Below are 24,965 nucleotides of genomic sequence, written 5' to 3'. Positions count from 1 at the left end.
CCCTATCAGACCGGCAGGTGCGCGTTACCATCCCTGCTCAGTCGGGAGCACAAACAACTCGGCAACATCCATGCGCTCTGGTGATTTCAGGGCAAAGAGAATGCTTTCCGCAATATCCTCCCCCTCAAGAAACGTCATGGATGCCGCCAGATCGTCCATCTGTTTACGATAGCCCGCATCTGTAATCTGTTCATAAAGCTCGGATTTAACGGCTCCGGGCTGAATACAGGTCACGCGGATGGCATGCTTTGGCCCAACCTCCATTCTCAACCCGTCAGAAAACGCTGTAATGGCGGCCTTGGTCGCGCAATACACGGCAAGCCCCTTAAAAACCTTACGGCCAGCAATTGAGGACATGTTGAAGATATGGCCGGAATGCTGCGCGATCATCTGCGGCAGGGCAGCCGCCGTAGCATTAAAAACACCGGAGATGTTCACATCTACCATACGCTGCCATTCCGCAACCTTCAGGCTGTCAACATCCGACAGAGGCATCACCCCCGCATTATTCACTAATACATCCAGCCGGCCAAATTGCTCCACTACAGTCTGAACAGCCGCTTTGCAGGAGCCCAGATCCGTCACATCGGTTTGCAGCGCAACGGCTCTCCCGCCAGCCTGCGCAATGTCCGCAACCAGAGCCTCCAGACGCTCTACGCGCCGCGCCGCAAGCCCCACAATCAGACCTTCTGCCGCAAGTTTGCGTGCTGTAGCAGCCCCAATCCCGCTAGATGCGCCGGTTACAAGTGCTACTTTGCCCGAATGTTCCATAGTCATATCCTTATAACGTGCCAAAAACCGGCACAGTTTTGAGGAAACTTCTATAGAAAAAGGACCAGACCCGTTCGCTTGACGTTTTGCCTGAACTATTGTGATTTTGCTTTTTTCTGCATTTTTACGTGACACCACACCAGCAAAGCCTGATGCCTCTACGCCACCAATCCCCGCTGCGCTTCACCAGCCAGATGCTGGAACAGCATATTCCCGGTCGCAAAATCGTACAAAGCGACGGAGACGCGTGGAAAGACGCTGAAGCTCAGATCTTTAACCGGCCACCACAGGAGGAAGATCTTCTGGTTCCAGCCGTAGCAGAGCCTCTGCTCGTCTGGGTCATGTCAGGAGAAGCACAGATTGAAGAGCGGGAACTGGCGGGAGAATGGACGCGGACTGACGCTCAAACCGGCTCTTTTTTCCTGACACAGGCAGGCTCTCCCTACCTGATGCGATGGAAGACCCTGTCCGAATATCCGTTTCAGGTTCTTCATCTCTATCTGGGGTCTGACCTTGTCGGCCGTGCGGCACGTTCTCTGGGATTAAATCCATCCCGGTGCCGGATGCGGGATATCTCCGGCGCACAGGATGCATTTCTCACGGGGCTTTTGAATGGCCTGACAGCAGAAATGCTTTCTCAGCCTTCGGCAAACCTTTTACTGGTGAACGGCCTTCTCGAAAGTCTGACCGTTCATCTGCTTCGGCAGTATGCCGATACAAACACCGGGCCTCAGCGCAGGGCCGCGCAACTCCCGGCGTGGAAACTCCGCAAAGTGCTGACATATATGAAAGCCCATCTTGCCGAACCGTTTGATCTGGACGTGCTGGCGGCGCTGTGTGGCATGAGCCGCTTTCATTTCAGCCGCTCTTTTCACAACACTATGGGGCAAAGCCCGTCGCGCTGGTTCATACAGGTCCGGATGGAACAGGCCGCCCATCTGCTGCTCCAGACAGATTTGCCTGTCATAGAGATCGCCCTGGCTGTCGGCTATGAGAGCCCGAGCCACTTTGCGCAGATTTTTCGCAAAACAACCGGCGTCAGTCCACGCTGTTACAGAGCACTTTGAGGTCTTGCCGAGAAACAAAGAGTCTTCTCCCTGCTCCGGATCACCGTGATGTTATTCACTTCCAAAGCGACGCCATCTTATATATGAGAATGATTCTTAGTTGCTTATATAGCAAATAGTACTCATAAATGTTCGTCTGGTGCTTCTTCTGGCCTTGTGACGCGCCACGCGCTGTTTTCTGGAGGTTTACCGCTCATGCCAACGCTCTCGCCCTCTGCATTATCGTTCTCCCCATGGGATATGTTTATCAATGCAGGCCCGCTTGTGCGCTGTGTCATGATGCTCCTCGCTGTGGCCAGTATCCTGACATGGACCATTTTTATTGCGAAATCCATTGAGTTTTTTAAAATTCGCCGCCAATTGCGCAAAGCAGAACTGGCGCTGGAAAACGCGAATACTCTCGACTGGGGGGAAGAAAGCACGCGGCAGAGCGGCATAGCCCACACCCTCGTCATGGCGGCCGAGCAGGAACGGACACGCTCTCAGGATATTGTTGATGATAATGACGGGCTGAAAGAGCGTATCGTCCTGCACCTTGAACGGCTGGAAGCCGCTGAAGGCCGCAGACTGATGCGTGGGACAGGCCTGCTTGCCACCATTGGCGCTACCTCCCCTTTCATCGGGCTATTCGGTACCGTCTGGGGTATCATGACATCTTTTACCGGCATTGCCGCCAGCAAAGCCACCAGTCTGGCCGTTGTCGCACCGGGCATTGCGGAGGCCCTGCTTGCCACGGCGCTGGGGCTGGTTGCCGCTATCCCTGCCGTGGTGATTTATAATCACCTTGCCCGCCAGAGTGCCGCCTGCCGGGCACAGGTTGCTGACCTCACCGCTCTTGTGATGCGCCTTGTCTCTCGCGATCTGGGCCGTATGCAGGCTTTAACAAAAACCGGACAGGTTGTGCGTTTTGATCTTCCGCGTCTGGCGGGAGAATAACCGCTCATGCTCCGTATTCGTCACACTGATGAAAACCCGCATGAAGCGAGTGAGATAAACGTCACCCCATTTATTGATGTCATGCTGGTCCTGCTGGTGATCTTTATGGTCACGGCCCCGCTCACAACTGTCAACGTGCCGGTCGATCTCCCGTCCTCCAGTGAAAAACCAGCTCCCCGCCCAGATGATCCTGTTTTTCTGACTGTAAAAGCTGACCACAGTCTGGCGCTGGGAGAGGAAACAATCGCGACGGAGACTCTGGCCACTGCTCTGAACAGCGCCACCAAAGGCAACAAGGAACAGCGCATTTTCCTGAGAGCAGACAAGACTGTGGATTACGGCACATTGATGAGCGTGATGGATAAATTGCGCACAGCAGGCTTTCTGAAAGTCGCGCTGGTCAATCTTCAGGGGCTGGAGGAAGGTCAGGAAGCCCATCCTGCTCAATCAGGCAGTACGGACACCCCACGATGAGCAGAGCATCCGGCCAGATCGGACCAATGGCGGCGTCTTTCACAGAATGGCATTCTTCAAAAACACAGCGGGAAAGGCGGGAAGAGACTTTAAGATGGGGTCTCTCATTCATGAGCGTGCTTGTCGCCACCGCAGGAGTGACCGCGTGGATCACCAGCGCCCCGCACCCTGTTACCCCTGTTGCAGCAGCCCCGGCGGCCGCAATTGCTATTGATATGGTCCCTGCACCAGTCCCGGCTGCCACATCCCGGCAAGACGTACCCATGCCACCCCAGCACGTCCGGCCCGTACCGGTGCCCACACCTGTCGAACCACCCAAAATAACGGCACCTCCATCACCAACTCCCTCTCCGCCAGTTCCCGTCCCGAAGCCGGAGAAACTTTATAAGATTGTTAAAAAGCACAAAGCAGTTCCAAACTTAAAAAAAACGTCGCCTGAGAACAGCCAGCAGATAGACGCAGCGGCAGCCTCTCTTCCTTCTGCTGCAACACCCGCCTCCTCTCCTCAGGCAGCACCGGTCTCAGGCGTCTCCTCACCAAACGCGGCGCATGATCCTGTAACATGGCAGGGCGCTTTGCTGGCTCAGCTTGAAAAATTTAAACGCTACCCGCAAACGGCGATGGCTGAGCATGAAGAAGGTGTCCCGACAGTTACCTTTTCCATGGACCGCGCGGGCCATGTCTTGTCTGTCAGATTAAGCAAAAGCTCTGGGCATCCTCTTCTGGACGCCGAAGCCCTTGCGCTTCCCAAACGCGCCCAGCCTTTACCCGCCCCGCCTGAAAGCGTACCGGGAGAGCCCATTACTTTAACGGTGCCGGTTGAATTTGATATCCATTAGTCTTGCTGGCTGGCGGACTGCCACTTGGTCGTCCCGCCAGGCTTACTCAACACGCAGGCTCTTCTCAGACTGGCAGACACATCAGCACAAACCGTTTTGTAAGCGCCGGAGTTAACTCTCGAGACCACCGGATAGCGGTTGCCCACTGGCCGCCAGACCGGCAGCCAGTGGGTTATCCTGACTCAGACAGCCCTCAAAAAATGAGGCTTCACCTTCATCAGAGGGTAGCAGCGTCAGAGCTCAATCCGGGCCGTGACTTTAAAAGAGCGACCGGGCTGTGTGTAATACCGCTCAGAAAGCGAGGTGGAAGACTGGCCATACGGGAGAGAGGCCGCATTGTAATAGGCTTTATCAAACATGTTATACATCCCGGCCTGAATGCGCAGGGGTTTATAAAATGCCGGGCTATACCAACCAGTCAGATCAAAAATAACATAACCCGGTGTTTTCCACTGGTTACTCAAACCACCAGTCGACGTCAGATATTTGGCATTATCCCGGCCTGCCGCAAAAGTTCCGGACAGATCCGCCCCCCAGCGCTGGGTTTTATAGCCAAACCCAATAATGCCACGGAACGGCGCAACCGAACTCAGGTGGAAGTTTTTATCCTGATCCCGCCCATCGGCATAGGCCAGAGAGCCCCAGACATGCCAGTGATCATCAAACGCCCAGTTTCCGCTGGCTTCCACACCATAAATCCGGACATGTGCGAGGTTGGTATAGCCATAGCACAGCATATATCCGTTACAGCCGCTTATCCCCATCATATCTATAAAGTTATGATAGTGATTGTCATAGAAAGAAATTTTAGCTCCCCTCTCGGAGTTCCCGTATTTCATCCCGACTTCCCAGCCTCTGCTGGTTTCGGGCTTGAGATCAGGGTTCCCGACAACCTGATAAACCGGTGGCGTGCTGTAGTTCAGATATTCCTCAGTGGCAGACGGAGCACGATAGGCCTCGGAATATTGTCCATACAGAACAACATCTTTTGCCACGCGGGCTTCCACCAGAACTTTGGGTGAGAAATGCGAACCATGCGCCCCGTGAGGCAAGCCCGCATATCCGGCATTGGCCCTGTAAGACGCTGTATTCTGCGGGTCACGCTGGAAATAATCAAACCGGAAACCCGGAGTAATATGCAGCCATTCACCACGACCAATGCCAATGCGGTCCTGCACAATAGCACCCATATCTGTGCCATGCACTTTAGGCATATCGGAAAAATTATCATGCGTATAAGCGCTTGAAACGGCCCGCTGGCCTGTCTGCGTCTGGTAGGTGTCCGTCAGGAATACCTCTCCGCCATAGGTCAGCACATGATGCAACGGGCCGGTGAAAATATTGTTTGTGGCCGAACCCGTGACACCATAGGACTCTACAGGCAGTGTCAGATGCTGATGAACATAGGCGCGCGGTCTGGCAGGGTCACGGTTTGTAATATCCGTATCCGTCTGGATACTCTGCCAGTAAGCCAGAAAATGCGCTTCACTAAATAATGCTGTCGGGCTTTTGGCCTGATAATCATAATTGGCTGATACGCGAGACCGCTGGTTCTCACTGCGGGTACGATACACGTTTGTGGCCGTTGTCTCGGATGTTCTGGTGTGTTCATCCGTATTCCGGTCAAACCACTCCCCGGTCAGACCAACTCTGTGCCCACCGGCAAAATAATGCCGGATCTTGCCCAGAAAACTGCCCTGATCATAGGAGGAGGGATCTTTTGCCGTACGCGTCCGGCCATACCCATAAATATCACCGTGGTTGCCGATCTGGCTGCCATTCTGATAGCCACCCTGAAGCAGGAAAACCGTATTTTTATAGCGGGCAGCAAAGGCCTGATTCAGCAAAGCCGCCTCGCTTGCGCCGTTGTAGGTCAGCTTGGTCAGGCCACCAAAGGTTTTACCCGGCTTAAGCAGATCCTCCGGGTCCAGCGTGCGCAACGCAATGACGCCGCCCAGCGCCCCGGTACCAAAAAAGCTGGAATCAGCACTTTTAACAACGTCAATCGCACCAAGGGAGTTGAAGTCAAAATTACTCACGCCCCCCTGCGCAGAATTGAAAGACCCTGCATAAGCCCCATCATTTGCCCAGGGCATACGGACACCGTCGATGGTGGTCAGAATCCGGTTCTGATCAAGCCCACGGATGTTGATGCTGGAATTGCCACTACTGTAATTCACCGAGGCATCCACACGGCGGGAAAAGTCTTCCAGACTGTCAATCTGCCGGTCACGAAGTGTTTTGAGCGTTGTGGTGGTGGTCAGCACCCCTGCCTTCCCCACTGCGCTGTGATCCTTGTCAGGATCAAACTTCATGGAGTCCAGAATATCCGCTTTGCCACGTACTCTGACTGGCCCCAGAATGACTGTCTGAGGGCTGGCGGTCTTTTTTTGTGATGTTTTTTCTCCAGTGCCAGCCTTCACAGCGGTTTCTGATCTGGGGGGAGTGGCATCAGGTGCCGCGGCAAAAGCGGGAGTTATGCAGGCATAGGCCAGAGCGGTTGTTGCCAGCATCCGGTAACGCACGGCCCGGCGAAAAAGAGGCAGCGGTGTCATTCTACATCCATAAATGCGGTTAATGAGAATCATTATTAATTTATGATGCACGGCAGAGTGTGCCCCATCAAGCGCTTATTGCGCATGATTCTCATTTGCGTTAAATTAGCCACACCGTCGCGCTTTTCTGAATGCATTTCTGTCGTAAAGGACACGCCTCATGACCAGAACGTCTGACCAGCTCTCCCTGTCTCTCCGGCTTAAAGATGCCACGCACACGCTGCATGAAGACCTCGATAAAGGCATCATGGCGCATGGTCTCTTCTCAAGCTCTGAAAAGTACAGGAATTTTGTAAAACTCCAGTATCTGTTTCACAGAGACGTGAACGCCGCGTATAATCATGTTCAGCTGGTAGAAATTATTCCTGATCTGGCAGCCAGAAACCGCTTTGCCCATGTCTGTCAGGACATGCAGGATCTTGGCCTGCCCTTCCCTGATGAGGAAACCACTCTGGATATCCCTGATGCGTCGACTGCTGCGGGATGGCTGTATGTAGCGGAAGGCTCAAAGCTGGGAGCGAACTTCCTTATGAAGCTGGTAGAAAATCTAGGCTTTACCGAGAATTTTGGAGCGCGGCATCTGGCGGCTGATCCCGGCGGCAGAGGAGCCTCCTGGAACGCCTTTAAAAGCGCTATTGACCACGCCGGGTTTGACCCTGTTCTTGCGGCAACCGGCGCGCGGGCAGGCTTCCTGCGTGTCAAAAACTATATGACAGCACCCGGCTCCCTCAGCGCGGTTTCGACCTAAGCACACGCATAAAAAATGGCCTGAAAGTCTATAAAGTTTCAGGCCATTTTACATCAGACAAACCAGATTATAAAAATCAGACCGTTACGTCCTGCATAACGGTAAAGCCTTCAAACACTGGGGGGCCAGCCGTCAGAGCACGCCCCTGCCCTGCCCCGGCATGGGCCTGACGGAACTGCTCAGACTGCGTCCAGCCGACAAAGGCATCATAAGACTCCCAGACTGTGTGAGACGCATAAAGCCTTACGCCCTCTTTTTCCGGCCCCTGAAGAAACTGGAAGCTGATAAATCCGGGAACCGTCTTGAGCAAAACCTCGCGGTCCAGCCAGCGTTTCTGAAAAGCCTCTTCATTTTCAGGAGCAACCAGAAAGCGGTTCATGGCGATATACTGAGACATACTCTTTTTCTTTCCTTATGATAAAGACCCGCACATCATATCGTGCGGTAGAATATACGGCTTTCCTGACACCGCATGTTGACGCACGCGCCCCTCCTCCAGCCCGAAGACATGGCAGGCGAGTTTATTGGTTAACACCTGTTCCGGTGGCCCCTGCGCATGGATCGTTCCTTCATGCACCACAACAATACGGTCAGCACAGGCTGCGGCCCAGTTCAGGTCATGCAGCACCAGCACAACGCCTCCCCCCTTTTGCGCATGGGCCCGCGCAAGGTTAAGCACCAGATGCTGCCGGGAAAGGTCCTGCGCTGAAATTGGTTCGTCCAGCAGTAAAAAGCCGGGTGCTTTGCCAGTATCGTGCACGGCGGCTTCAAGCTGCATCAGCACCCGTGCCAGATGAACACGCTGACGCTCGCCTCCGGATAAGCCCATAACATCCCGCCCGGCAAAGGCCGCCAGACCCACCCGCTCAAGCAAGGCTTCCGCAAGGGCCATGCGCGTCGCGTGGCTCAGGGAGGGTGCTGAAATATGGCTTCCCATCGCCACCAGTTCCCGCAATGTAAACTGGGCCCGCAGGGGGGAATCCTGCATCAGCATCGCCCGGCTGGCCGCCAGTCCGGGGGCTGATAGTGTCGCCACAGGCGCACCACCGAGAGACACAGTGCCACTGGTTGCTGGCAGAAGGCCGCTGGCCAGGCGAAGCAGCGTGCTTTTTCCCGCGCCGTTCGGGCCGATAAGCGCTGTAAGCTGCCCTCCTTCAAAATCCAGAGACGCGTCATGCACAATGGCATTACCCCGGATGCCCCAGCCGACATTGCGCAGAGAAAGCGTCATGCCAGCCTCTCCCGGTCATGCACGCGCGTCAGCAGCCAGACAAAAACAGGCGTTCCTAAAACCGCTGTCACAATCCCCACAGGCACATCCGCGGGCATGGCGATAACGCGCGCCAGCGTATCAGCCGCTATGAGTAAAATTGCCCCCAGCAAGGCGCTGCCGGGCAACACCAGCCGATGATCCGGCCCGGTGACCAGACGCACCAGATGCGGCACAACAACCCCCACAAAGCCAATCGCCCCGACAAAAGAAACCGCAGGCCCCACAGCACACGCAACCGCAAACATGGCAAGCCGCTTGATACGCTCAACAGGGTAGCCCATCAGGCGCGCATCACTCTCCCCCAGCAACAAGGCGTTCAGAGGTAATGCAAGACAGGCGGCAACCCACCCGGCCACCAGCAAAAACGGACATAGCAGACCAATGCGCGGCCATGTGGCGCCCGCAAAACTGCCCATGGTCCAGAAGGTCAGATCCCGTAAGGCTGTGTCATTCGCACGGAAAATAAGGATTCCCGTCAGCGCGCCAGAAAACGCACTAAAAGCCACCCCGGCCAGCAGGATCATGCTGACAGACGTCGCGCCGCCGCGTGTTGCAAACAGATAGAGCGCACACGCGGCAACAAAACTCCCGAGCATCCCTGCCAGAGGCACAGCCCACGCTGTGCTGAGGAGCGCGACATGCCCGCCACCAGCCCCCAGATCAAGCCATGCTCCGCCAAGAACGAGCACACAGGCCGTCGCCAGAGCCGCACCGGAAGACACCCCGATTAACCCCGGGTCCGCCAGCGGATTTCTGAAAAGCCCCTGCATCACAGCCCCTGCGACAGCCAGAGCCGCACCCGTAAGGGCCGCCATCACAACACGCGGGCCACGGATCTGGGTCAGCACCACGCGGTCCGCACTGTTCCCGGCCTCTATCCCGCCTTGCAGCCCGCCGTGCCACAAAGCCGTCAGATGCACGCCGGTTGCGCCGACATTAAGCGATATGCCGACAGCCACAATCAGGACGGGACATAACGCGCACAGAAACAGAACAGCACGCCGCCGCGCCAGACTCATGCGGGATGGCCTGCCGCAGCCATCATTTTTGCCAGATCAAGGGCGGCCTGCGGTGTGCGCGGGCCAAAGCCCAGCAAACGCTCCCCCTCCATACTGACAAACGCATTATTCCGGCCCGCAGGCGTCAGGCGGAAGCCGGGGTCTGCCAGAAGATCGGCGCGAATAGCCGCCGCAGTCTGATCCATAAGGAGAATGATATCAGGCTTGAGAGCGACCAGATTTTCCTGATCCACAATTTTATAGCCCTGCATGCCACCACCCGCATTAACCGCGCCGACAAGCCGGATCATGGCATCTGCCGCAGTACCTGTGCCGGCGGCCATCGGGCGATTATTGGTCATGCGCATGATAAACAACGCACGCGGCTTTGCGGGATGCTCCGCCCGCCATGCGTCCAGTTGTTTAAACTGTGCGGCAATCGACTGGCCAAGCCGGTCTCCTTCCGCCTGCGCGCCAACAATATCCGCCAGAAAACGGGTGCGTCCCTCGATAGCCTCCGGGGACGGCGTGGCGTCCACAAACACAAGGGGGACACCAGATGCCACAAGCTGATCCATCGCCGCAGGCGGGCCTGCATCGTTCATAGCCAGCACAAGATCCGGGCGCAGGGACAAGACCCCCTCGGAGGAAATGGCACGCATATAGCCGAGGTCTTTTTTCTCTTTTCGTGCCTGCTCTGGCCATGTGGACGTTTGATCCACCGCCAGAATGTCGTGTGACCGGCCAAGCGCGTAAAGCGTTTCCGTTATGGTGCCGCCAATGCTGGCAATTTTTGTTGCGCCGTGAAGCGTAACGCGCCGCCCCCGACAGTCCGTGACAATGCGGCCAGCCTCTGTCCCCGTGGCCTGCTGAGCCAGCCCGACACGGGGCAGGCAGACCGAGGCCACACCAAAAGTCAGCAGGGTTCCAAAAGCACGGCGGGAATACCGGGACGCGGCCGAAAGCTGGAGACGGTGTTTCGCCGGGATCTGCTGCGTGGTCATCAGGCTGCTTCCTCCTGCCCGGAGACAGTGCGCAGCACCTCATATCCACTAAACTCGCGTTTTTCGAGCGTCAGAACTTCGCCTTGCCCCATCCCTTTATGTGCTGTCTGAAAAATATCGGACTGACGCCATGCTTCATACGCCTCCCGTGAGGCCCAGACCGTCTGCGAGGCGTAGGCGATGTAGTCCGGGCGTGTTTCGCCGCGCATAAACTGGATCATTAAAAATCCCGGAGCAGTCTTTAACAGCACGTCCCGGTCAAGCCAGCGGCTTTTGAACGCGGATTCTTTTTCCGGATGGACTTTAAAGCGGTTCATAGCGACAAACATGAAGACCCCACCCTATAAAATGCCTGAAAAACCAGCACTTTTAGAAGCGCAGCGAGACTGTGCGCGTTACATGGCTGAAACCTTTCCATAAACGCAATTGAGAATCAATATCATATAAGACGCATAATCGTGAGCACTCTGATCCGGCATGAGGCTGCCGCCAGTCTGAGGCCGGTCAGTACCTGTGTCATGACAGTGCATGACAACCTGACCACTGAGAGAGTTTCTGCGGGAAGCCGCTGCGTCTCTAAGCCGGCTGTTCCGCAATTTTTCTTTTCTGTGCAGCCATTTTAATCGCTGCGTGCAGGGCGTCCGTCGTTGTCTTTTCACTAAATGTCGCAGCGACGTATGCCTGTACTTTCTCACTCAGAGACTGGCAGCGCTCCGGGTCTGCGTATAGTCTGAGGATGCAGGCCTTCAGTCCTTTTTCATCTTTCGTCGCCAGCGAGGCCAGCGCACGGGGCAGCTTCAGCCCTTCCGCCGCTGTCTGCGTCATGACGCAGGGAACACCGGCGGCAAAACTTTCCAGAACTTTGCCTTTAATTCCGGCTCCAAATCTCAGCGGAGCGACAGTCAGACGCACGCGGTCCAGAACCTCTTTATCCAGATCCTCCACATGCCCCACAACGCGCACACCTTCGGGCCAGCACAGATGCGGAGGCAGATGCGCCCCCACCAGCCAGACAGTCAGATCTAGAGATTTGGCACGCAACTCTGGCAAAATCGTCTCAACAAACCAGCGCGCTCCATCAAGATTGGGCGCGTGGGCGTAATTCCCGATAAAAGCAATATCCCGCCGTTTTTTAAAATCTTTTACCGGAGATCGGACAGGAATAGCCCACGGAACACAGGCAATGCGCGCCTGCGGCACAGCCTTGCTCAGCCATGCTTCTTCCTCCGGTGAGTGGGTCAGCACTCCGTCTGCCTGCCAGGCCGCCGTACATTCCTGCAAACGGACAGACCGGCTGAGCGCAAGCAGTTCCGGCCGTTTTTCAAGCACACCCTGCCCGTTCAGCCGCTGATGGTGGAGGTCCGCAACACTATACAGCACTGTCGCGCCGGACTGATAATGCCGGGCCAGAGCCAGATAACGGGTCGCGACACCAATACGGTGCAGATACACTATGTCAAACGCTCCGGCCTGACGGCGTAAGAGATCCTCGACAGACGTGTAATGGGGCGCGTGCCAGACAGTCAGTCCCTCCTGCTCCAGAGGCATGCAGGCGGACCTGTCTGGGTCCATATCACTGGCCGCAACAAAACTGACGTTGTAGCCCAGCTCTTTCAGGCTTCTGGCATGCGATAAAATAGCCTGTGACCCTGCATCACGGCCCGAGACCGGCAGGTTTTCATCAATAATCAGGGCACGGGGCGTTCTGGTTTTCTGCGGGATGGCCGGGCCATAACGGCGCGCAAGGCGGCTGTAACGCTCCCTCTGCTCCTGCCCGCTTTCCGTCCGGGCATGCGAGGCAAGGAGTTTGTCTGCAACATCGGCCAGAAAGGCCAGAATATCTTCTCGTTCGGTATTTGTTTGCGCACCCTGTGCAACCTGACGCACAAGACGTTGCAAGTCTTCATCTAATGCTCTGGCAGCTTCAATCACCACCGGAGACCCACTCAGTTCAGAGCCGTCGCTTTCCCGCCGAACCTGAATAACATGGCGCTCATGCACAGGCAGGGACGCGGGAATAAGCAGGTCAAACCCGCACCGGACCTCACTAAACCCGGCCCGCGCAACGTCGGGCCGGGCCTGATTGGCAATAACCCGTGCAACAGGTTTCCCGTTATCCAGGATTTGCAGGGCGACTGGCTCTCCCCCGGCTTCAGGCTGCGCCCAGCCTGCAATACGGGTCCGTGTCGCTAAGTCCAGATATCCCGGCAACACCGAGCGGTGTGCCGGGACAATATAAGGTGCTTTCATGCCTGTCCGGCTTTACGTCAGGCCACAGCGCGAGACGCCGGAACAACGTCCACCACTGTGAAAGACAGATTTGCACTCTGCTCTTCTGTCAGACCGCCAAGCAGATCGACTTCAAACGCATGGAAACCGTCGCCCTTGCCTGCGGCTTTCAGGTCCGCACGATACTGGTCTGCCATGGCATAGCAGAGCACCACACCATTGGCAGAAATTTTCAGACGCAGTTTGCCATCCGGCTGTGCAGGGTCCCAGCCCCAGCCTGAAATACGGCTGCGGCTCACTTTATCCACATAAAGCTCAGCGGACGCCGTGGCAGGCTGTTCTGCTGGCGCAAGATAGCGGCGGACAATTTCCAGCGCCTCGCCATCTTCCACACGCGGCGCGCAATAGCGCGGAGCCGCCGGTTCTGCATCCGGGTAAAGCTCCGCAAATTCATGCGCGTTATGGAACATGCCGCGGCTGCCATCATCCACAAAAGTTTCAGAGGGCGCCCCCTCTGCAAAAATAATGTCGTGCGTTTCCAACTCTATGTGGATGTATTCAATAACGCTGACATTTTCTGCCTGCGTGATGGTCTGCCCGTTCACCAGCGCATGAGCCGGAACCAGCACGCCGAGCAGGAACATGGCATGCAGCGGCGAGATCACCAGATCCCGCCTCGGCAGGCCGTTTCCAAGCGCACCCGCAGCAATTCTGACCGGCATAATATCGGTGCGTCCGGCAGCAAAACGACCATCATACGCCCGGCGGCCGATCCAGCGGATCGGGCGCAGTGCGCCATCACGCGTGACAAGACGATCACCAATTTCCAGCGTTTCAACAGGGCGTTCCCCTGTTTCCGTCTGGATTAACGTGCCGGGGCAATAGCATGGCGTGCCTTCTTCCAGCGTCAGAAGCGTGCCGCCGTGCCCATCATCTGAAAGAACGAAGAAGTCATTGCTATAATCACCTTCCAGCGTTGCAATGGCGCTGGTGCCTGTTCCGCTGGAAAGATCAAGAGTATGGCCTGCATCAATGCTGGCCGTGTTGCTGCTGTCATATGCCAGCCAGCCGAGATCCAGAGAACCGCCAGCACTCAGATGTACACCGGCCAGAGAACCACCGGACTGAACCTGCACGCTGCCACCACTGCTGACAACCATGCCGGAAATGCTTGCTGTGGACGTGACTGAAAGAGCCGCCCCACTTTCCACCGTGGCATCCGACAGCGTTCCCGAAACTTCAATCTGCCCACCGCTATGCACCGTCACGCCTGAGGCCGTGCTGCCAGCTTCCACAGTCAGTGTGCCGCCGTTGTTGACGGTAGTGCTGGACGCTGTAGCGCCTTCCACCAGATCCAGTTCGCCACCATTAACAGTCGTATCGGTCGCGGAAGCCCCCGCAAAGATCGTCGTCTTGCCGCCCTGCTGCACCGTCCCGCTGGCAACGCCACCCTGCTGCACCTGAAAAGACGCACCATCCTGCACAACCGTGCCAACCGCTGTCGCACCGGAGCCAGCATAAAGCGTGGCAGAGTTCGTCAGCGTCGTGCCAGACGCCACGGCCCCGTCTGTCAGATCAACGATGCCCGCGCTGCTGACCTGTGTGCCGCTTGCCGTGCCGCCTGCATCCACTTCCAGATATCCGCCAGACCCGACAGACGCGGATACCGCAGAGCCGCCCTCTTCCACAAACAGGCTGCCGCCATCCGTCAGACTGGCTGCGGAAGCCACACCACCGGAATAGACATCCACTTCACCGCCGGAGACCGTTGCACCGGACAGGGTGCCAGAGGCGGAGACCAGACCGCCAGTATTGACTGTCGTGCCGGATGCGGCCGCGCCGGAGGATACAGTCAGAGTGCCGCTGCCAGCCACCGTGGTGTTCGTCGCAGTGGCGCTCTCAAACAGTTCCAGTTCACCACCGTTGACCGTGGTGTCGGCTGCGGAAGCCCCCGCAAAAATCGTCGTCTTGCCGCCCTGCTGCACCGTACCGCTGGCAACACCGCCCTGCTGCACCTGAAGCGACGCACCGTCCTGCACAACCGTGCCAGCGGCCGTTGCACCGGAGCCTGCATAAAGCGTGGCAGAGTTCGTCAGGGTTGTGCCAGACGCCACGCCCCCATCTGTCAGATCAAGGATACCCGCACTGCTGACCTGTGTGCCGCTCGCCGTGCCGCCTGCATCCACTTCAAGGTAGCCGCCAGAACCGACAGAGGCCGACACCGCAGAGCCGCCCTCTTCCACAAACAGGCTGCCACCGTCCGTCAGACTGGCTGCGGAAGCCACACCCCCGGAATAGACATCAACTTCGCCGCCTGAGACTGTTGCGCCGGACAGGGCTCCAGACACGGAAACCAGACCGCCGGTGTTGACTGTCGTGCCGGATGCGGTCGCACCGGAGGATACAGTCAGCGTGCCGCTGCCAGCCACTGTGGTGTTCGTCGCAGTGGCGCTCTCAAAGAGTTCCAATTCACCACCGTTCACCGTAGCATCGGCTGCGGAAGCCCCCGCAAAGATCGTCGTCTTGCCGCCCTGCTGCACCGTACCGCTGGCAACACCGCCCTGCTGCACCTGAAGCGACGCACCGTCCTGCACAACCGTGCCAGCGGCCGTTGCACCGGAGCCTGCATAAAGCGTGGCAGAGTTCGTCAGGGTTGTGCCAGACGCCACGCCCCCATCTGTCAGATCAAGGATACCCGCACTGCTGACCTGTGTGCCGCTCGCCGTGCCGCCTGCATCCACTTCCAGATATCCGCCAGAACCGACAGAGGCCGACACCGCAGAGCCGCCCTCTTCCACAAACAGGCTGCCACCGTCCGTCAGACTGGCTGCGGAAGCCACACCCCCGGAATAGACATCAACTTCGCCGCCTGAGACCGTTGCACCGGACAGGGTGCCAGAGGCGGAGACCAGACCGCCAGTATTGACTGTCGTGCCGGATGCGGCCGCGCCGGAGGATACAGTCAGAGTGCCGCTGCCAGCCACCGTGGTGTTCGTCGCAGTGGCGCTCTCAAACAGTTCCAGTTCACCACCGTTGACCGTGGTGTCGGCTGCGGAAGCCCCCGCAAAAATCGTCGTCTTGCCGCCCTGCTGGACCGTCCCGCTGGCAACGCCGCCCTGCTGCACCTGAAGCGACGCACCATCCTGCACAACCGTGCCAACGGCCGTTGCACCGGAGCCGGCATAAAGCGTGGCAGAGTTCGTCAGCGTCGTGCCAGAGACCACGGCCCCGTCTGCAAGATCAAGGATGCCCGCACTGCTGACCTGTGTGCCGCTTGCCGTCCCGCCTGCGTCCACTTCCAGATATCCGCCGGAACCGACAGAAGCCGACACCGCAGAGCCACCCTCTTCTACAAACAGGCTGCCACCATCTGTCAGGCTGGCTGCGGAAGCGACGCCACCGGAATACACATCGACTTCACCACCGGAAACCGTTGCACCGGACAGAGAGCCTGAGAGAGACACCAGACCGCCGGTGTTGACTGTAACAAAAGACGAACTGACGCCAGCCGAAATCTCGAGGGTTTCTCCGTTGTTCACAACCGCACCGGACTGCGCGGCTGTATCGGTTTCCGTCTGTGTGGACCGTGACGTAACGTTATCCATGCTCTTTTCTTTCGATACCGGGTGCGAGGCCATGCGGCGCAGGGGAAAAACGGGACAAAGTCTGGTAGGCGCAGTCGAGATAGCGACCCTTTCGGGAGCCTTATAAAAATCAGATCACATCAGATTTTCAAAAATTCTGAATTTGTAAAAATTCTTTGACAATGACTTTTGAAATCCGAAAATTTTTTCCTTCCAGCAACACAAAGCTGGCGGCAACGTCAGAGACTGAAAATCCTGTCATCATAAAGAAAAAACTCTTCTGTTTATCGGCTCAGATAGCGCTCTAAGACACACTCAAGCCGCCACCTTCACACGAAAGGCACATTTTTCTGCCGGAACTTCTAAAAGGATTTGCGGCGAATTGGTGTGACGTTTCCATGACGTCTTTATGAAAACGGAACGCTTTAAAAACAGGACGTTCCAGGCACTCAGCCCCCAAACAAAAAAAAGCAACCGACGCCAGAAAACGCGCCGGTTGCTCCAAAAATCTGATCTAAAATCTAAGAATGTCGCCTTATAGCATTCCGGCTACATCCTGAAGCGGCTCTTTAGTTGCTGATTGTATCGGTCAGCACGCTGCCCGTTGCAGGGTCAAGCAGAAGCTGGCCGGAACGCTGATGCGTGAAGTCAAACAGATCTTCAATGCTGCCGGATGTTTCATCAAAAGACCCACCGCCCAGACGTGCACCGTTCAGCCAGTTATCTTCAATGAAGCGCACAACAGAAGCTTCCGTGGAGAGCGTGTGGCTGACAGAGTTTGCCTTGGCATACGGAGAGATCACGATAAAGGGCAGACGTGTGCCCGGACCGCAACGCCCGTTAACCGGCTGACCGCTGATACCCAGAGGCTGGCTGCCGGTCGTGCCGCAAACACCACTCCCGTTCACCTGATCCGCTGTCGCATCAAAAGACCCATGCTGCGGAGCGACATACTGGTGATCATACCAGCCGTCAGAGTCATCATACGCGATAATAACAGCCGTGCTGCTCCATTCCGGCTGCTGCTGGATGAAGTTGACGAGCTTTACAACACCAGCCTGTTCGTCCAGCGGGTCAGAATACCCGGCATGGCCGTCCTGATAGGCAGGCATTTTGATGTAAGACACTGCCGGGAAATTCCCAGACTTCAGTGAGGCATAGAAATCGTTCAGATCGTACTGATGGTTGGCAGGCTCAACCGCCGTAGAATTTGCAACCGTGCTGTAGCCCACTGCCGCCATGGAAGAGGGGCGCGTGTGCTGCGGGTTGGACGTTGTCGCGAAATACTGGAACCAGTTGTGATGCGGAATGTAGTCCGTCACATCCTGAGACACGACATCAGAATAGGTGCGGCGCTGGCAGCCTGTGGTGCCATCGCTGTTGGCACTTGTCAGGTCAAACCCGCCCATAAACCCGCCCCAGGGGATGTTTTTGGTGTTGAGCAGATCACCAATGTTCTTTGCGTTCAGCAGCACGGCGTTTGATTTGGAGGAGCAGACGTCATACGCCGGGTCCACGTCATTGATCATCGTGTAACCGCCCTGACCATCCGCAATGATGGAAGAAGACGTTTTGGAACCCACGATGGACTGCACACCATTTGTCTGGCCGCTGACAACTTCCAGAGCACCCGGCGTGGAGGGACCGTACGTGTCCGTATAGTTATTGTCGCTCATGGCAAAATGCTGAGCGTAATTCCAGTATGCGGTGACCGTGTTCCCGTCATAATAGCCGAGAACCTGACCTGCAGTACCAAAAGCGCCAACGCCACCAGAGGTGCCGCGACCTGTGTATTTGGGGAACAGATCCATTGCGCCGTTATGCGTTGCCTGCTGTTCCGGCGTGTAGGCGTGGTTCTGGTCAGCGGTAGCAGCCTGTGTGCGGTCCAGACGGAACGGCAGAGCGGCGGCGCTGCCGTTTGCGCTGCTGCTGTTGGGGTTCTGGTCCAGCAGGTTGGCATTCTGCAGGTTATTAACCTGCGGCGTGCCTGCGGCTGCCGTAAAGGCGGGTTCGCCACTCGGGTTTGCAGCCTTGGGGTAGGTTGCAAAATAGTGATCGAACGAGATGTTTTCCTGATAAATCACCACGAGATGCTTGATGGGCGTTTTGGTGGCGAAGCTGGATGCCGGCAGATGCACGGACCGGGAGGCCCGGATACCGGCAGCGTTGCTCATGGCAGGCAGAGAAATAGACAGCGAAAGAAGAGCCGACAATGCGACTTTCATGGGCCTGGCGAACACCGTTAGGTCACCTTTCGTATTGTACCGCCTCCGTTCAGGACCCGCCGCACCATGAAAATACCGGCACCCGATAAAGGAGGCCGGTCTGGACACTGATGGCTGCGAAACCCTCTAACAGAGCGCATAATTGCTAAACCACCCGCTCAATAGCCTTTGTTTTCAAGTTGATGTGTGACTGTTTCATGAAGAACTTATGACAACGGAACAATTGCCTCCGCGTAAATAAGAATGGTTCTTAAAATCTCTCACCCACTCTCAGAAATTTGAGAACAGGGGACAAGTAAGGCGTAGGGTTGAGTCAGAAAATCTTATGAAAAATGAAAGATCTTCATAAATATTACTAACATGCCATGTAACGCGTTTCTTAGCTTATTCTGCCGTCTCAGGCGCCGGTGAATGATCGGCCATTTCCGTATCCAGATGATGCTGAAAATCCGGCCGCTGGACAATCTGCTGCCCGCCGCGCTCCAGCGTGACCGACTCCCGTGTCACAGCAACAACTCTCCAGCCCGCAACACTTTCCCCCTGCCGCACCAGATGCCCGACAGAACTCCCCGCCCCCCGGAACAAAGCGCCGTCCTGCCCGGCAGAATGAACAATACCAGTCAGCACCGGCAAAGACTCAGCCTGTGCGGCCGTCGCATCCGGCCGCCTGTCCGGCGCGAATAGCGGCCGACCCAGCACCGTTTTCACCGAATCCTCAGATGCAACCCTTTCTGCCGGGGGCGCAGAAGCCGAGAAAGCCGGAGGCGTGCAGGCCCACACGCTTTGCAAAACTCCTATTCCCACCATCACCCGTGTCCCATAGTTACGGCTCATCAGCAGTTCCATCTATTCTGAACGGTTTGATTATTATCTCAGGCCAGAGCGTGCCACGCTCTGGCACCACCCTCACCCCAAACAGCACCGGGGCCGTGCCGCTCCATGTGGTGTGCCAGCTCGCCGGAGATCCTCCCCAGTACCGTACGTGCAGGGCGGAAACGGCACTGGCAAGAATTTCTTCATGCGGGCGTTCCTCCGGCGCGCAGCCGGGACGATGATGGATCTGCCAGCGCAGAACCAGTTGCCTCTTACGGTCCACACCCAGACCAATGCTCACCTCATGCTCCTTGCCGTCAGGCAGGCGGGTCAGCGTGGTCAGAGCCAGCCGGTCCTCAGCCCCTGTTACGGCGCCTTCATCTGGCGTAACAGCAGCCAGCAGCTTCCGAAGAGTCGCGTCTGTTTCCACGCGTTCCGCAATCCGGTCCTGCTCGGCATGCTGACGTGCCCAGCCACGCAACCCGAAAGTGACACCCCCGGACAGCATGAGAAACAGCAATCCCAGAAGCGCTGTGACCACAAGCATTTCCAGAAGGGTAAACCCGGCCTGCACACCATTTTTTCCGCAGGCAAAACGACTGGTCTGCATGAACATTTTCATGGAGCAACAGGCGGCCCAAACCGTCGCCCTGTCAGATGCACACGCGCACCGCTGCCCCACAGCACCTCAACATCCACTGCATAAAAGGCCAGCGGCGCACCATTACCGGATGGAAGCGTTGCGATCTGCCTTGTTTCCATCAGCCAGCGATAACCGTCCGGATCAGCGCCCTCCTGCCGCCCGATAACGGGGCGCGTCAGCACCAGCGCACCCTCCAGCCGGGAGCGGGCGCGGGCCAGAGCATCCTCACGGGAGCCGGAACGGGCCGCACTCTCCAGAGAGCCGCCCAGTATAACGGCCAGCACCGCCAGCCCTGCCGCGGCAATGGCAAGGGCGACAATCACTTCCAGCAGGGTGAATCCCTGCTCTGCAACGGGAGATCTTTCAGACGTCATGCGTCACAATCCTTCCCGTCAAAGGGCTGACGGACACACTGAGCCTGCGAGCCCCCACCTGCAAAACCCAGGAAACAGCCGTGCCGAGCCCATCGGGCTGAAAAACAAGAGGTATGGGTGCTACAAGAACCGTCTCTTTCGGCAAAGACACCTTTCTAAGAACCATTTTTCCGGAAAGTTCGAGAAGCTGGCTGTGCGCCGAATCAAGCCGGACCGTAATCGCAGCCCCTTTCGTCATGGCATCCAGACGCGCGGTACGCAGGGTGGAGAGGAGCGCCTCACGCGCCTGCAGAAAGGAGGCCAGCGTGCTATGCACCGGGCCACGCTCCAGCATCAGGGAGAGAAAAAGTCCGGCAATCGCCAGAACAATAATCATCTCCAGCAGCGTAAACCCCTGCTCCCGCTTAATGCGCAAGGTCATTCAGCCCCAGCATGGCCAGCAACAACGCTGAGACAATACCCGCCACCACAGCCCCCATCACAACGGTAATCGCAGGCACCAGTAACGCAACCAGACGTTGCAGCCCTACCCGCACCGCGTCCTCATGCAACTCCGCCGCCCGTAGGCACAGGGGGCCGAGCTGGGCTGTTTCCTCACCCAGACGCATGAGATGGATAGCCCGCGGCGGGAACAGGCCCGCGCTCTCCAGCGGGCGGGACAGACCGCCCCCCTCCCGCGCCACAAGGGCTGCCTCTGCCACAGCCTGCGCTCCGGCGCGGTTGCCAATAACGTCCTCACTGATTTTCAAAGCACTTAGCAGAGACACGCCATTTTGTAAGAGAGTTCCAAGCGTACGGGTGAGCCGCGCCGCCATGATATTCCGTGACAGCGCACCAACCACCGGCAGCCGGAGCAAAGTCTGGTCAAACCGCAGGCGGAACGCAGGCTGTGCCAGCAAAGCACGCAAAACAAAAATAGCGGCCACACAACCAAGCAGCAGAACCAGCCCCCAGCGGGTCAGAAAATCTCCGGCGGCAATCACGCAGCGCGTCAAAAACGGAAGCTGCGCCCCGGCCTCCGCAAATAGCGGGACAAATTGCGGCAGAACCCCGGTCAGCAGCAACACAACCGAGCCAATGGACGCGACAACCAGAATAGCCGGGTAAATCAGCGCGGACTGGATGGCGGTTGTGAGTTTGCGCTCCCGCTCCATCAGCGTGGCCAGACGGTCCAGCGCTTCTCCCAGCGCCCCCCCGGCCTCCCCGGCTTTCACCAGATTGATATAAAGCGGCGTAAAACTGTCAGCCCGCGTGGAGAGCGCGGACGCAAATGACCCGCCATTCCGCATGGCGTCCCGCAATTCTACCAGCACCCCGCGGGCACGGAGGCCAGCACGACCGGTCTCTGGGAGGGTCTCGATCAGAAAACGCAAGGCGCGGTCCAGATCCAGCCCCGCCCCCAGCATGAGTGCCAGTTCCCGCGTGATATCCGTAACCTGCGCGCGCCTCAGACCTGTGCGCCGCAGGGAAAATGAAATTTGGAGCCCTGCCAGACGCCCACGGTCAGACTGTGGCATAACGCGCACGGGTGTCAGGCCATTACGCCGCAGATCCGCCACCACATGCGCTTCATCCGGCCCCTGCGCCTGCCCGCGCTGGAGCTGACCGTCTGCCGTGAGCGCACGATAATGCCAGATGGTGCTCACGCGTCAGAGGCTCCGGGCACAGGAACCGGGGCGGACGTGGCTTCGGTCTCGGCGCGGATAATCCGCATGACTTCCTCAACCGTCGTTTCTCCCTCACAGGCGGCATCGATCCCGGCCTGAAAAAGGGTCTTCATCCCCTCGTCCGCAGCCTGACGCTCAATGGCCGTGTGATCAGCCCGCGCAAGGATCAGCCGGACAATAGCAGGCGACGGCACCAGATATTCCGCAATGGCAATACGCCCGCGATATCCGGTGTGGCGGCACTCCGGACACCCGACCGCCTGCCAGAGTGATGCGGCCTGTTCCGGTGGAATACCCAGCCGTTGGGCCACGGTCGCGTCAAGCTGCATCGGAGCACGGCAGCTATGGCAGAGCCTGCGCACCAGCCGCTGGGCCAGAACGCCCCGCAGCACGGCTGTTTGCAGATAATCCTCCAGCCCCATATCCCTCAGGCGGGTGATGGCGGCGGCGGCTGAATTGGTATGCAATGTGGAAAGCACCAGATGGCCGGTCAGAGCCGCCTGTGCAGCAATCTGGGCAGTTTCCAGATCCCGGATTTCCCCCACCATAATCACGTCCGGGTCCTGCCGCAGAATGGCCCGCAGGAGTGTTGCAAAGGTCAGGCCGATCTGCGGACGGATATGAATCTGATTGATACCGGCAAGCTGATATTCAATCGGGTCTTCAATCGTCACGACCTTGCGCTCGGTCACATTCAACTGCGCCAGCCCCGTATACAGCGTGGTGGTTTTGCCGCTGCCCGTCGGGCCAGTCACCAGCACAATGCCGTTCGGCTCCTCCAGCGCTGCACGGAACTGCGCGGTTACAGCCGGAGAAAGACCAAGCCGCCCATACTCAAATTTAACAGACCCCCGGTCCAGCACACGCATGACCACGGATTCCCCATGTAATGCCGGGATGGTGGAAACACGGAAATCCACCGACCGCCCCCGCACCGCCAGCTTGATACGGCCATCCTGCGGCAGGCGACGTTCGGCGATGTCCAGTCGCGCCATGATCTTGATGCGGGAGATGACAGCAGCAATCAGCCGTGCAGGCTGGCTGTCCATTTCATGCAGCACACCGTCATACCGGAAGCGGACCCCCAGCCGGTCCTCAAAAGGTTCAAAATGGATATCTGAGGCGTGTGTCTCCACCGCCCGGAAGATAATCTGGTTTACCAGCCGGATGACCGGCGCTTCACTTGCCAGATCTTTCAGGCGGTCTGCATCCTCTTCAAGCGGGTCCCCCTCCGCGCCTCCCTCCTCTGCGTCCGCCCCCTCAGTCTCCGCTGCTTCCGGGTAAAGGCGGCTTAAAGCTGCTTCCAGATCCACGGGCAAAGCCGCCATCGGGCGCACTGGCAAAGCAGCGGCCAGAGAGACCGCCTCTACAACAAAATCATCCAGCGGGTCCGCCATTGCCAACGGCAGCACGCCCCCTTCACACGGCAGAGGCACGGCAGACGCCTGCCGCAAAAACGGGGCGCTCAGTATGTCTGGCAGAACCGGCTCTTCCAGCGCGGCCAGTGCGGCGGCAGAGACAACTGGCCAGCCCGTCAGTGTGGCATAGGCGGCGGCCAGTGCGGCCTCGCTTACCAGACCGAGCTGAAGGAGTATGGTCGCCAGAGCCTGCCGGTTTTCCGTCGCGACCCGCCGCGCCCGGTCCAGCACAGCCGCATCACACGTACCGGCCTGCATCAGAGCGCCCGCAAGCCGCGCCTCTGCCTGCGCACGCGTTCCGGGAGCCGGAAGAATAGAAAAGCTCATACCATGCAGACCTTTTTCTGAGATCCGGACAGGCCGGGTGCTTGCAGGCCCGCTGAACCTCCGGCACAACACACGGCATGCGCTTCCTTCTTCTGGCTCTCGCGCCGTTTATTGGCAGCTTTCTGGGCGTTCTCATTCGTCGGCTGCCACGCGGGGAGTCGGTTGGCATGGACCGCTCCCGCTGCGAGGTGTGCCACCATACGCTTGGCCCGGCGGAACTGATCCCTCTGCTCAGCTACGCTGTTCAGCGTGGGCGCTGCCGTGCGTGCGGCGCGCGTATTGGCCTGTTTCATCCGGCTATTGAACTCGCGGCAACAGTGGTCGCTGCTCTGGCACTCATACTCGCAGACCCCGCCTCCCCGTTCGTATACGGGACTGTCCTGCTGGGCTGGGTCCTGCTGGCATTAAGCTGGATAGATTTTGAAACCTTTCTGCTACCAGACGCCCTCACCCTGCCCCTGCTGCTGGGTGGCGTTTTGGAAGGATGCTTACTCGCGGATGGCCCCTCTCTGTTGAGCCGGGTCACAGGGGCGCTGGCCGGATGGGCGCTGCTGAGTGCAGTCTCCACCCTATATAAAGCGGTACGCGGCAGAGCAGGACTGGGCGGGGGAGATGCCAAACTCCTCGCGGCAGGCGGAGCATGGGTGGGGCTTGAGGCGCTACCCTCCGTCCTGCTCGGCGCGTCCGTCTGCGGTTTCATCCTTGCCCTCATTCTGGCGGCGCGGGGCCGGCACCTTCACGCCAGAATGATGCTGCCTTTCGGCCCGTGTCTGGCTCTCTCACTCTGGATAACGCGCCTGATGCAGCACGTGTAGGGCTGGTTATAAGAGAACGCTTTCCGGGCGACCAGATCAGCATCCGCCGCACCCGGAACGTTTCATCAAACTGTCACAACTTCCCCCTCGCCACCCGGAAGACGGGGGTGGTAAGCACCCTCACGGTTTTCCCCTGTTGCTGCGCGCAAGGCATGAGCACGCCATGAGCCTCCTGTTGATCCCTCTTCTGAGCCCGGCTGCCCTC

The 24,965-nt window shown here is 57.9% G+C and carries 22 protein-coding genes; 6 read left to right on the top strand and 16 right to left on the bottom strand.

All coding sequences use genetic code 11. The features are described 5' to 3' along the window. Positions 1-24: 24 nt before the first annotated feature. On the bottom strand, positions 25-771 hold the full coding sequence (locus JK199_RS10950; protein ID WP_212375877.1) for an SDR family oxidoreductase: 747 nt from the start codon (positions 769-771) through the stop codon (positions 25-27). 152 nt (positions 772-923) lie between these two features. Between JK199_RS10950 and JK199_RS10945 the strand changes: the two genes are divergently transcribed. The 4 genes from JK199_RS10945 (at position 924) to JK199_RS10930 (ending at position 4,087) form a co-directional block, all read left to right on the top strand. Then, complete coding sequence (locus JK199_RS10945) at positions 924-1,838, top strand: helix-turn-helix domain-containing protein (RefSeq protein WP_212375874.1); 915 nt, start codon at positions 924-926, stop codon at positions 1,836-1,838. Positions 1,839-2,033: 195 nt separating this feature from the next. Next, positions 2,034-2,774 carry a tonB-system energizer ExbB gene (exbB, locus tag JK199_RS10940; protein ID WP_212375871.1) on the top strand — a complete coding sequence of 247 codons (741 nt, stop codon included), beginning with the start codon at positions 2,034-2,036 and terminating at the stop codon, positions 2,772-2,774. A 6-nt stretch (positions 2,775-2,780) separates the two neighbouring features. Further along, a complete protein-coding gene (gene exbD, locus JK199_RS10935; protein ID WP_212375868.1) occupies positions 2,781-3,248 on the top strand; it encodes a TonB system transport protein ExbD in 468 nt (155 codons plus the stop codon). Further along, positions 3,245-4,087 carry an energy transducer TonB gene (locus JK199_RS10930; protein WP_244985085.1) on the top strand — a complete coding sequence of 281 codons (843 nt, stop codon included), beginning with the start codon at positions 3,245-3,247 and terminating at the stop codon, positions 4,085-4,087. The genes exbD and JK199_RS10930 overlap by 4 nt, the downstream gene beginning before the upstream one ends. A 233-nt stretch (positions 4,088-4,320) precedes the next feature. Here JK199_RS10930 and JK199_RS10925 read toward each other — a convergent pair whose 3' ends face one another. Next, positions 4,321-6,642: a TonB-dependent hemoglobin/transferrin/lactoferrin family receptor gene (locus tag JK199_RS10925; protein ID WP_212375865.1), complete on the bottom strand. Its 2,322-nt coding sequence runs from the start codon at positions 6,640-6,642 to the stop codon at positions 4,321-4,323. 160 nt (positions 6,643-6,802) lie between these two features. Between JK199_RS10925 and JK199_RS10920 the strand changes: the two genes are divergently transcribed. Further along, positions 6,803-7,390 carry a biliverdin-producing heme oxygenase gene (locus JK199_RS10920; protein WP_212375862.1) on the top strand — a complete coding sequence of 196 codons (588 nt, stop codon included), beginning with the start codon at positions 6,803-6,805 and terminating at the stop codon, positions 7,388-7,390. Between the two features lie 76 nt (positions 7,391-7,466). Here JK199_RS10920 and JK199_RS10915 read toward each other — a convergent pair whose 3' ends face one another. From JK199_RS10915 to JK199_RS10850, 14 genes are all read right to left on the bottom strand, one after another. Next, positions 7,467-7,787, bottom strand: a complete 321-nt coding sequence (locus JK199_RS10915) for an antibiotic biosynthesis monooxygenase family protein (protein WP_025826683.1) — start codon at positions 7,785-7,787, stop codon at positions 7,467-7,469. A 15-nt stretch (positions 7,788-7,802) separates the two neighbouring features. Further along, positions 7,803-8,621, bottom strand: coding sequence for an ATP-binding cassette domain-containing protein (locus JK199_RS10910; RefSeq protein WP_212375859.1), 819 nt, complete (start codon positions 8,619-8,621; stop codon positions 7,803-7,805). Next, positions 8,618-9,682 (bottom strand): FecCD family ABC transporter permease, encoded by a 1,065-nt coding sequence (locus tag JK199_RS10905; RefSeq protein WP_212375856.1) that lies wholly within the window; start codon positions 9,680-9,682, stop codon positions 8,618-8,620. The genes JK199_RS10910 and JK199_RS10905 overlap by 4 nt, the downstream gene beginning before the upstream one ends. Continuing rightward, positions 9,679-10,665, bottom strand: coding sequence for a heme/hemin ABC transporter substrate-binding protein (locus JK199_RS10900; RefSeq protein WP_212375853.1), 987 nt, complete (start codon positions 10,663-10,665; stop codon positions 9,679-9,681). The genes JK199_RS10905 and JK199_RS10900 overlap by 4 nt, the downstream gene beginning before the upstream one ends. Further along, on the bottom strand, positions 10,665-10,994 hold the full coding sequence (locus JK199_RS10895) for an antibiotic biosynthesis monooxygenase family protein (RefSeq protein ID WP_212355370.1): 330 nt from the start codon (positions 10,992-10,994) through the stop codon (positions 10,665-10,667). The genes JK199_RS10900 and JK199_RS10895 overlap by 1 nt, the downstream gene beginning before the upstream one ends. Positions 10,995-11,241: 247 nt before the next feature. Next, positions 11,242-12,915 carry a glycosyltransferase family 4 protein gene (locus JK199_RS10890; protein ID WP_212375849.1) on the bottom strand — a complete coding sequence of 558 codons (1,674 nt, stop codon included), beginning with the start codon at positions 12,913-12,915 and terminating at the stop codon, positions 11,242-11,244. 17 nt (positions 12,916-12,932) lie between these two features. After that, the gene (locus JK199_RS10885) at positions 12,933-16,499 is read right to left on the bottom strand and encodes an AIDA repeat-containing protein (protein ID WP_212375846.1); all 3,567 of its coding nucleotides are present in this window, start codon (positions 16,497-16,499) and stop codon (positions 12,933-12,935) included. A gap of 548 nt (positions 16,500-17,047) precedes the next feature. Next, positions 17,048-18,703: a phospholipase C gene (locus JK199_RS10880; RefSeq protein ID WP_212375960.1), complete on the bottom strand. Its 1,656-nt coding sequence runs from the start codon at positions 18,701-18,703 to the stop codon at positions 17,048-17,050. Positions 18,704-19,087: 384 nt separating this feature from the next. Next, entirely contained in the window at positions 19,088-19,537 is a 450-nt protein-coding gene (locus JK199_RS10875; RefSeq protein ID WP_212375843.1) for a hypothetical protein, read from the bottom strand. Continuing rightward, positions 19,527-20,126, bottom strand: a complete 600-nt coding sequence (locus tag JK199_RS10870; RefSeq protein ID WP_212375840.1) for a prepilin-type N-terminal cleavage/methylation domain-containing protein — start codon at positions 20,124-20,126, stop codon at positions 19,527-19,529. The genes JK199_RS10875 and JK199_RS10870 overlap by 11 nt, the downstream gene beginning before the upstream one ends. Positions 20,127-20,134: 8 nt before the next feature. Beyond that, positions 20,135-20,533 (bottom strand): prepilin-type N-terminal cleavage/methylation domain-containing protein, encoded by a 399-nt coding sequence (locus tag JK199_RS10865; RefSeq protein WP_212375837.1) that lies wholly within the window; start codon positions 20,531-20,533, stop codon positions 20,135-20,137. After that, positions 20,523-20,954, bottom strand: a complete 432-nt coding sequence (locus tag JK199_RS10860; protein WP_212375834.1) for a pilus assembly FimT family protein — start codon at positions 20,952-20,954, stop codon at positions 20,523-20,525. Before JK199_RS10860 ends, JK199_RS10865 begins: the two co-directional genes overlap by 11 nt. Then, a complete protein-coding gene (locus tag JK199_RS10855; protein ID WP_342356317.1) occupies positions 20,938-22,179 on the bottom strand; it encodes a type II secretion system F family protein in 1,242 nt (413 codons plus the stop codon). The genes JK199_RS10860 and JK199_RS10855 overlap by 17 nt, the downstream gene beginning before the upstream one ends. Continuing rightward, positions 22,176-23,945, bottom strand: coding sequence for a GspE/PulE family protein (locus JK199_RS10850; protein ID WP_212375830.1), 1,770 nt, complete (start codon positions 23,943-23,945; stop codon positions 22,176-22,178). The genes JK199_RS10855 and JK199_RS10850 overlap by 4 nt, the downstream gene beginning before the upstream one ends. 77 nt (positions 23,946-24,022) lie before the next feature. On the opposite strand from JK199_RS10850, the gene JK199_RS10845 reads away from it, so the two are divergent. Beyond that, positions 24,023-24,760, top strand: coding sequence for a prepilin peptidase (locus tag JK199_RS10845; RefSeq protein ID WP_212375827.1), 738 nt, complete (start codon positions 24,023-24,025; stop codon positions 24,758-24,760). Positions 24,761-24,965: the final 205 nt, after the last annotated feature.

Origin of the sequence: Acetobacter persici, assembly GCF_018256955.1 — a bacterium.
GTDB classification, from domain to species: Bacteria; Pseudomonadota; Alphaproteobacteria; order Acetobacterales; family Acetobacteraceae; genus Acetobacter; species Acetobacter persici.
This window is presented reverse-complemented; position numbering and strand designations above follow the sequence as displayed.

What these genes read in the sequence shown, in the direction of transcription:
- JK199_RS10920 (WP_212375862.1), top strand. Translation starts at nt 6,803, where the DNA reads ATGACCAGAACGTCTGACCAGCTCTCCCTGTCTCTCCGGCTTAAAGAT.
- JK199_RS10890 (WP_212375849.1), bottom strand. Translation starts at nt 12,915, where the DNA reads ATGAAAGCACCTTATATTGTCCCGGCACACCGCTCGGTGTTGCCGGGA.
- exbD (WP_212375868.1), top strand. Translation starts at nt 2,781, where the DNA reads ATGCTCCGTATTCGTCACACTGATGAAAACCCGCATGAAGCGAGTGAG.
- JK199_RS10850 (WP_212375830.1), bottom strand. Translation starts at nt 23,945, where the DNA reads ATGAGCTTTTCTATTCTTCCGGCTCCCGGAACGCGTGCGCAGGCAGAG.
- JK199_RS10945 (WP_212375874.1), top strand. Translation starts at nt 924, where the DNA reads ATGCCTCTACGCCACCAATCCCCGCTGCGCTTCACCAGCCAGATGCTG.
- exbB (WP_212375871.1), top strand. Translation starts at nt 2,034, where the DNA reads ATGCCAACGCTCTCGCCCTCTGCATTATCGTTCTCCCCATGGGATATG.
- JK199_RS10915 (WP_025826683.1), bottom strand. Translation starts at nt 7,787, where the DNA reads ATGTCTCAGTATATCGCCATGAACCGCTTTCTGGTTGCTCCTGAAAAT.
- JK199_RS10950 (WP_212375877.1), bottom strand. Translation starts at nt 771, where the DNA reads ATGGAACATTCGGGCAAAGTAGCACTTGTAACCGGCGCATCTAGCGGG.
- JK199_RS10905 (WP_212375856.1), bottom strand. Translation starts at nt 9,682, where the DNA reads ATGAGTCTGGCGCGGCGGCGTGCTGTTCTGTTTCTGTGCGCGTTATGT.
- JK199_RS10930 (WP_244985085.1), top strand. Translation starts at nt 3,245, where the DNA reads ATGAGCAGAGCATCCGGCCAGATCGGACCAATGGCGGCGTCTTTCACA.
- JK199_RS10885 (WP_212375846.1), bottom strand. Translation starts at nt 16,499, where the DNA reads ATGGATAACGTTACGTCACGGTCCACACAGACGGAAACCGATACAGCC.
- JK199_RS10865 (WP_212375837.1), bottom strand. Translation starts at nt 20,533, where the DNA reads ATGACGTCTGAAAGATCTCCCGTTGCAGAGCAGGGATTCACCCTGCTG.
- JK199_RS10895 (WP_212355370.1), bottom strand. Translation starts at nt 10,994, where the DNA reads ATGTTTGTCGCTATGAACCGCTTTAAAGTCCATCCGGAAAAAGAATCC.
- JK199_RS10910 (WP_212375859.1), bottom strand. Translation starts at nt 8,621, where the DNA reads ATGACGCTTTCTCTGCGCAATGTCGGCTGGGGCATCCGGGGTAATGCC.
- JK199_RS10900 (WP_212375853.1), bottom strand. Translation starts at nt 10,665, where the DNA reads ATGACCACGCAGCAGATCCCGGCGAAACACCGTCTCCAGCTTTCGGCC.
- JK199_RS10860 (WP_212375834.1), bottom strand. Translation starts at nt 20,954, where the DNA reads ATGACCTTGCGCATTAAGCGGGAGCAGGGGTTTACGCTGCTGGAGATG.
- JK199_RS10875 (WP_212375843.1), bottom strand. Translation starts at nt 19,537, where the DNA reads ATGAGCCGTAACTATGGGACACGGGTGATGGTGGGAATAGGAGTTTTG.
- JK199_RS10880 (WP_212375960.1), bottom strand. Translation starts at nt 18,703, where the DNA reads ATGAAAGTCGCATTGTCGGCTCTTCTTTCGCTGTCTATTTCTCTGCCT.
- JK199_RS10870 (WP_212375840.1), bottom strand. Translation starts at nt 20,126, where the DNA reads ATGCAGACCAGTCGTTTTGCCTGCGGAAAAAATGGTGTGCAGGCCGGG.
- JK199_RS10925 (WP_212375865.1), bottom strand. Translation starts at nt 6,642, where the DNA reads ATGACACCGCTGCCTCTTTTTCGCCGGGCCGTGCGTTACCGGATGCTG.
- JK199_RS10845 (WP_212375827.1), top strand. Translation starts at nt 24,023, where the DNA reads ATGCGCTTCCTTCTTCTGGCTCTCGCGCCGTTTATTGGCAGCTTTCTG.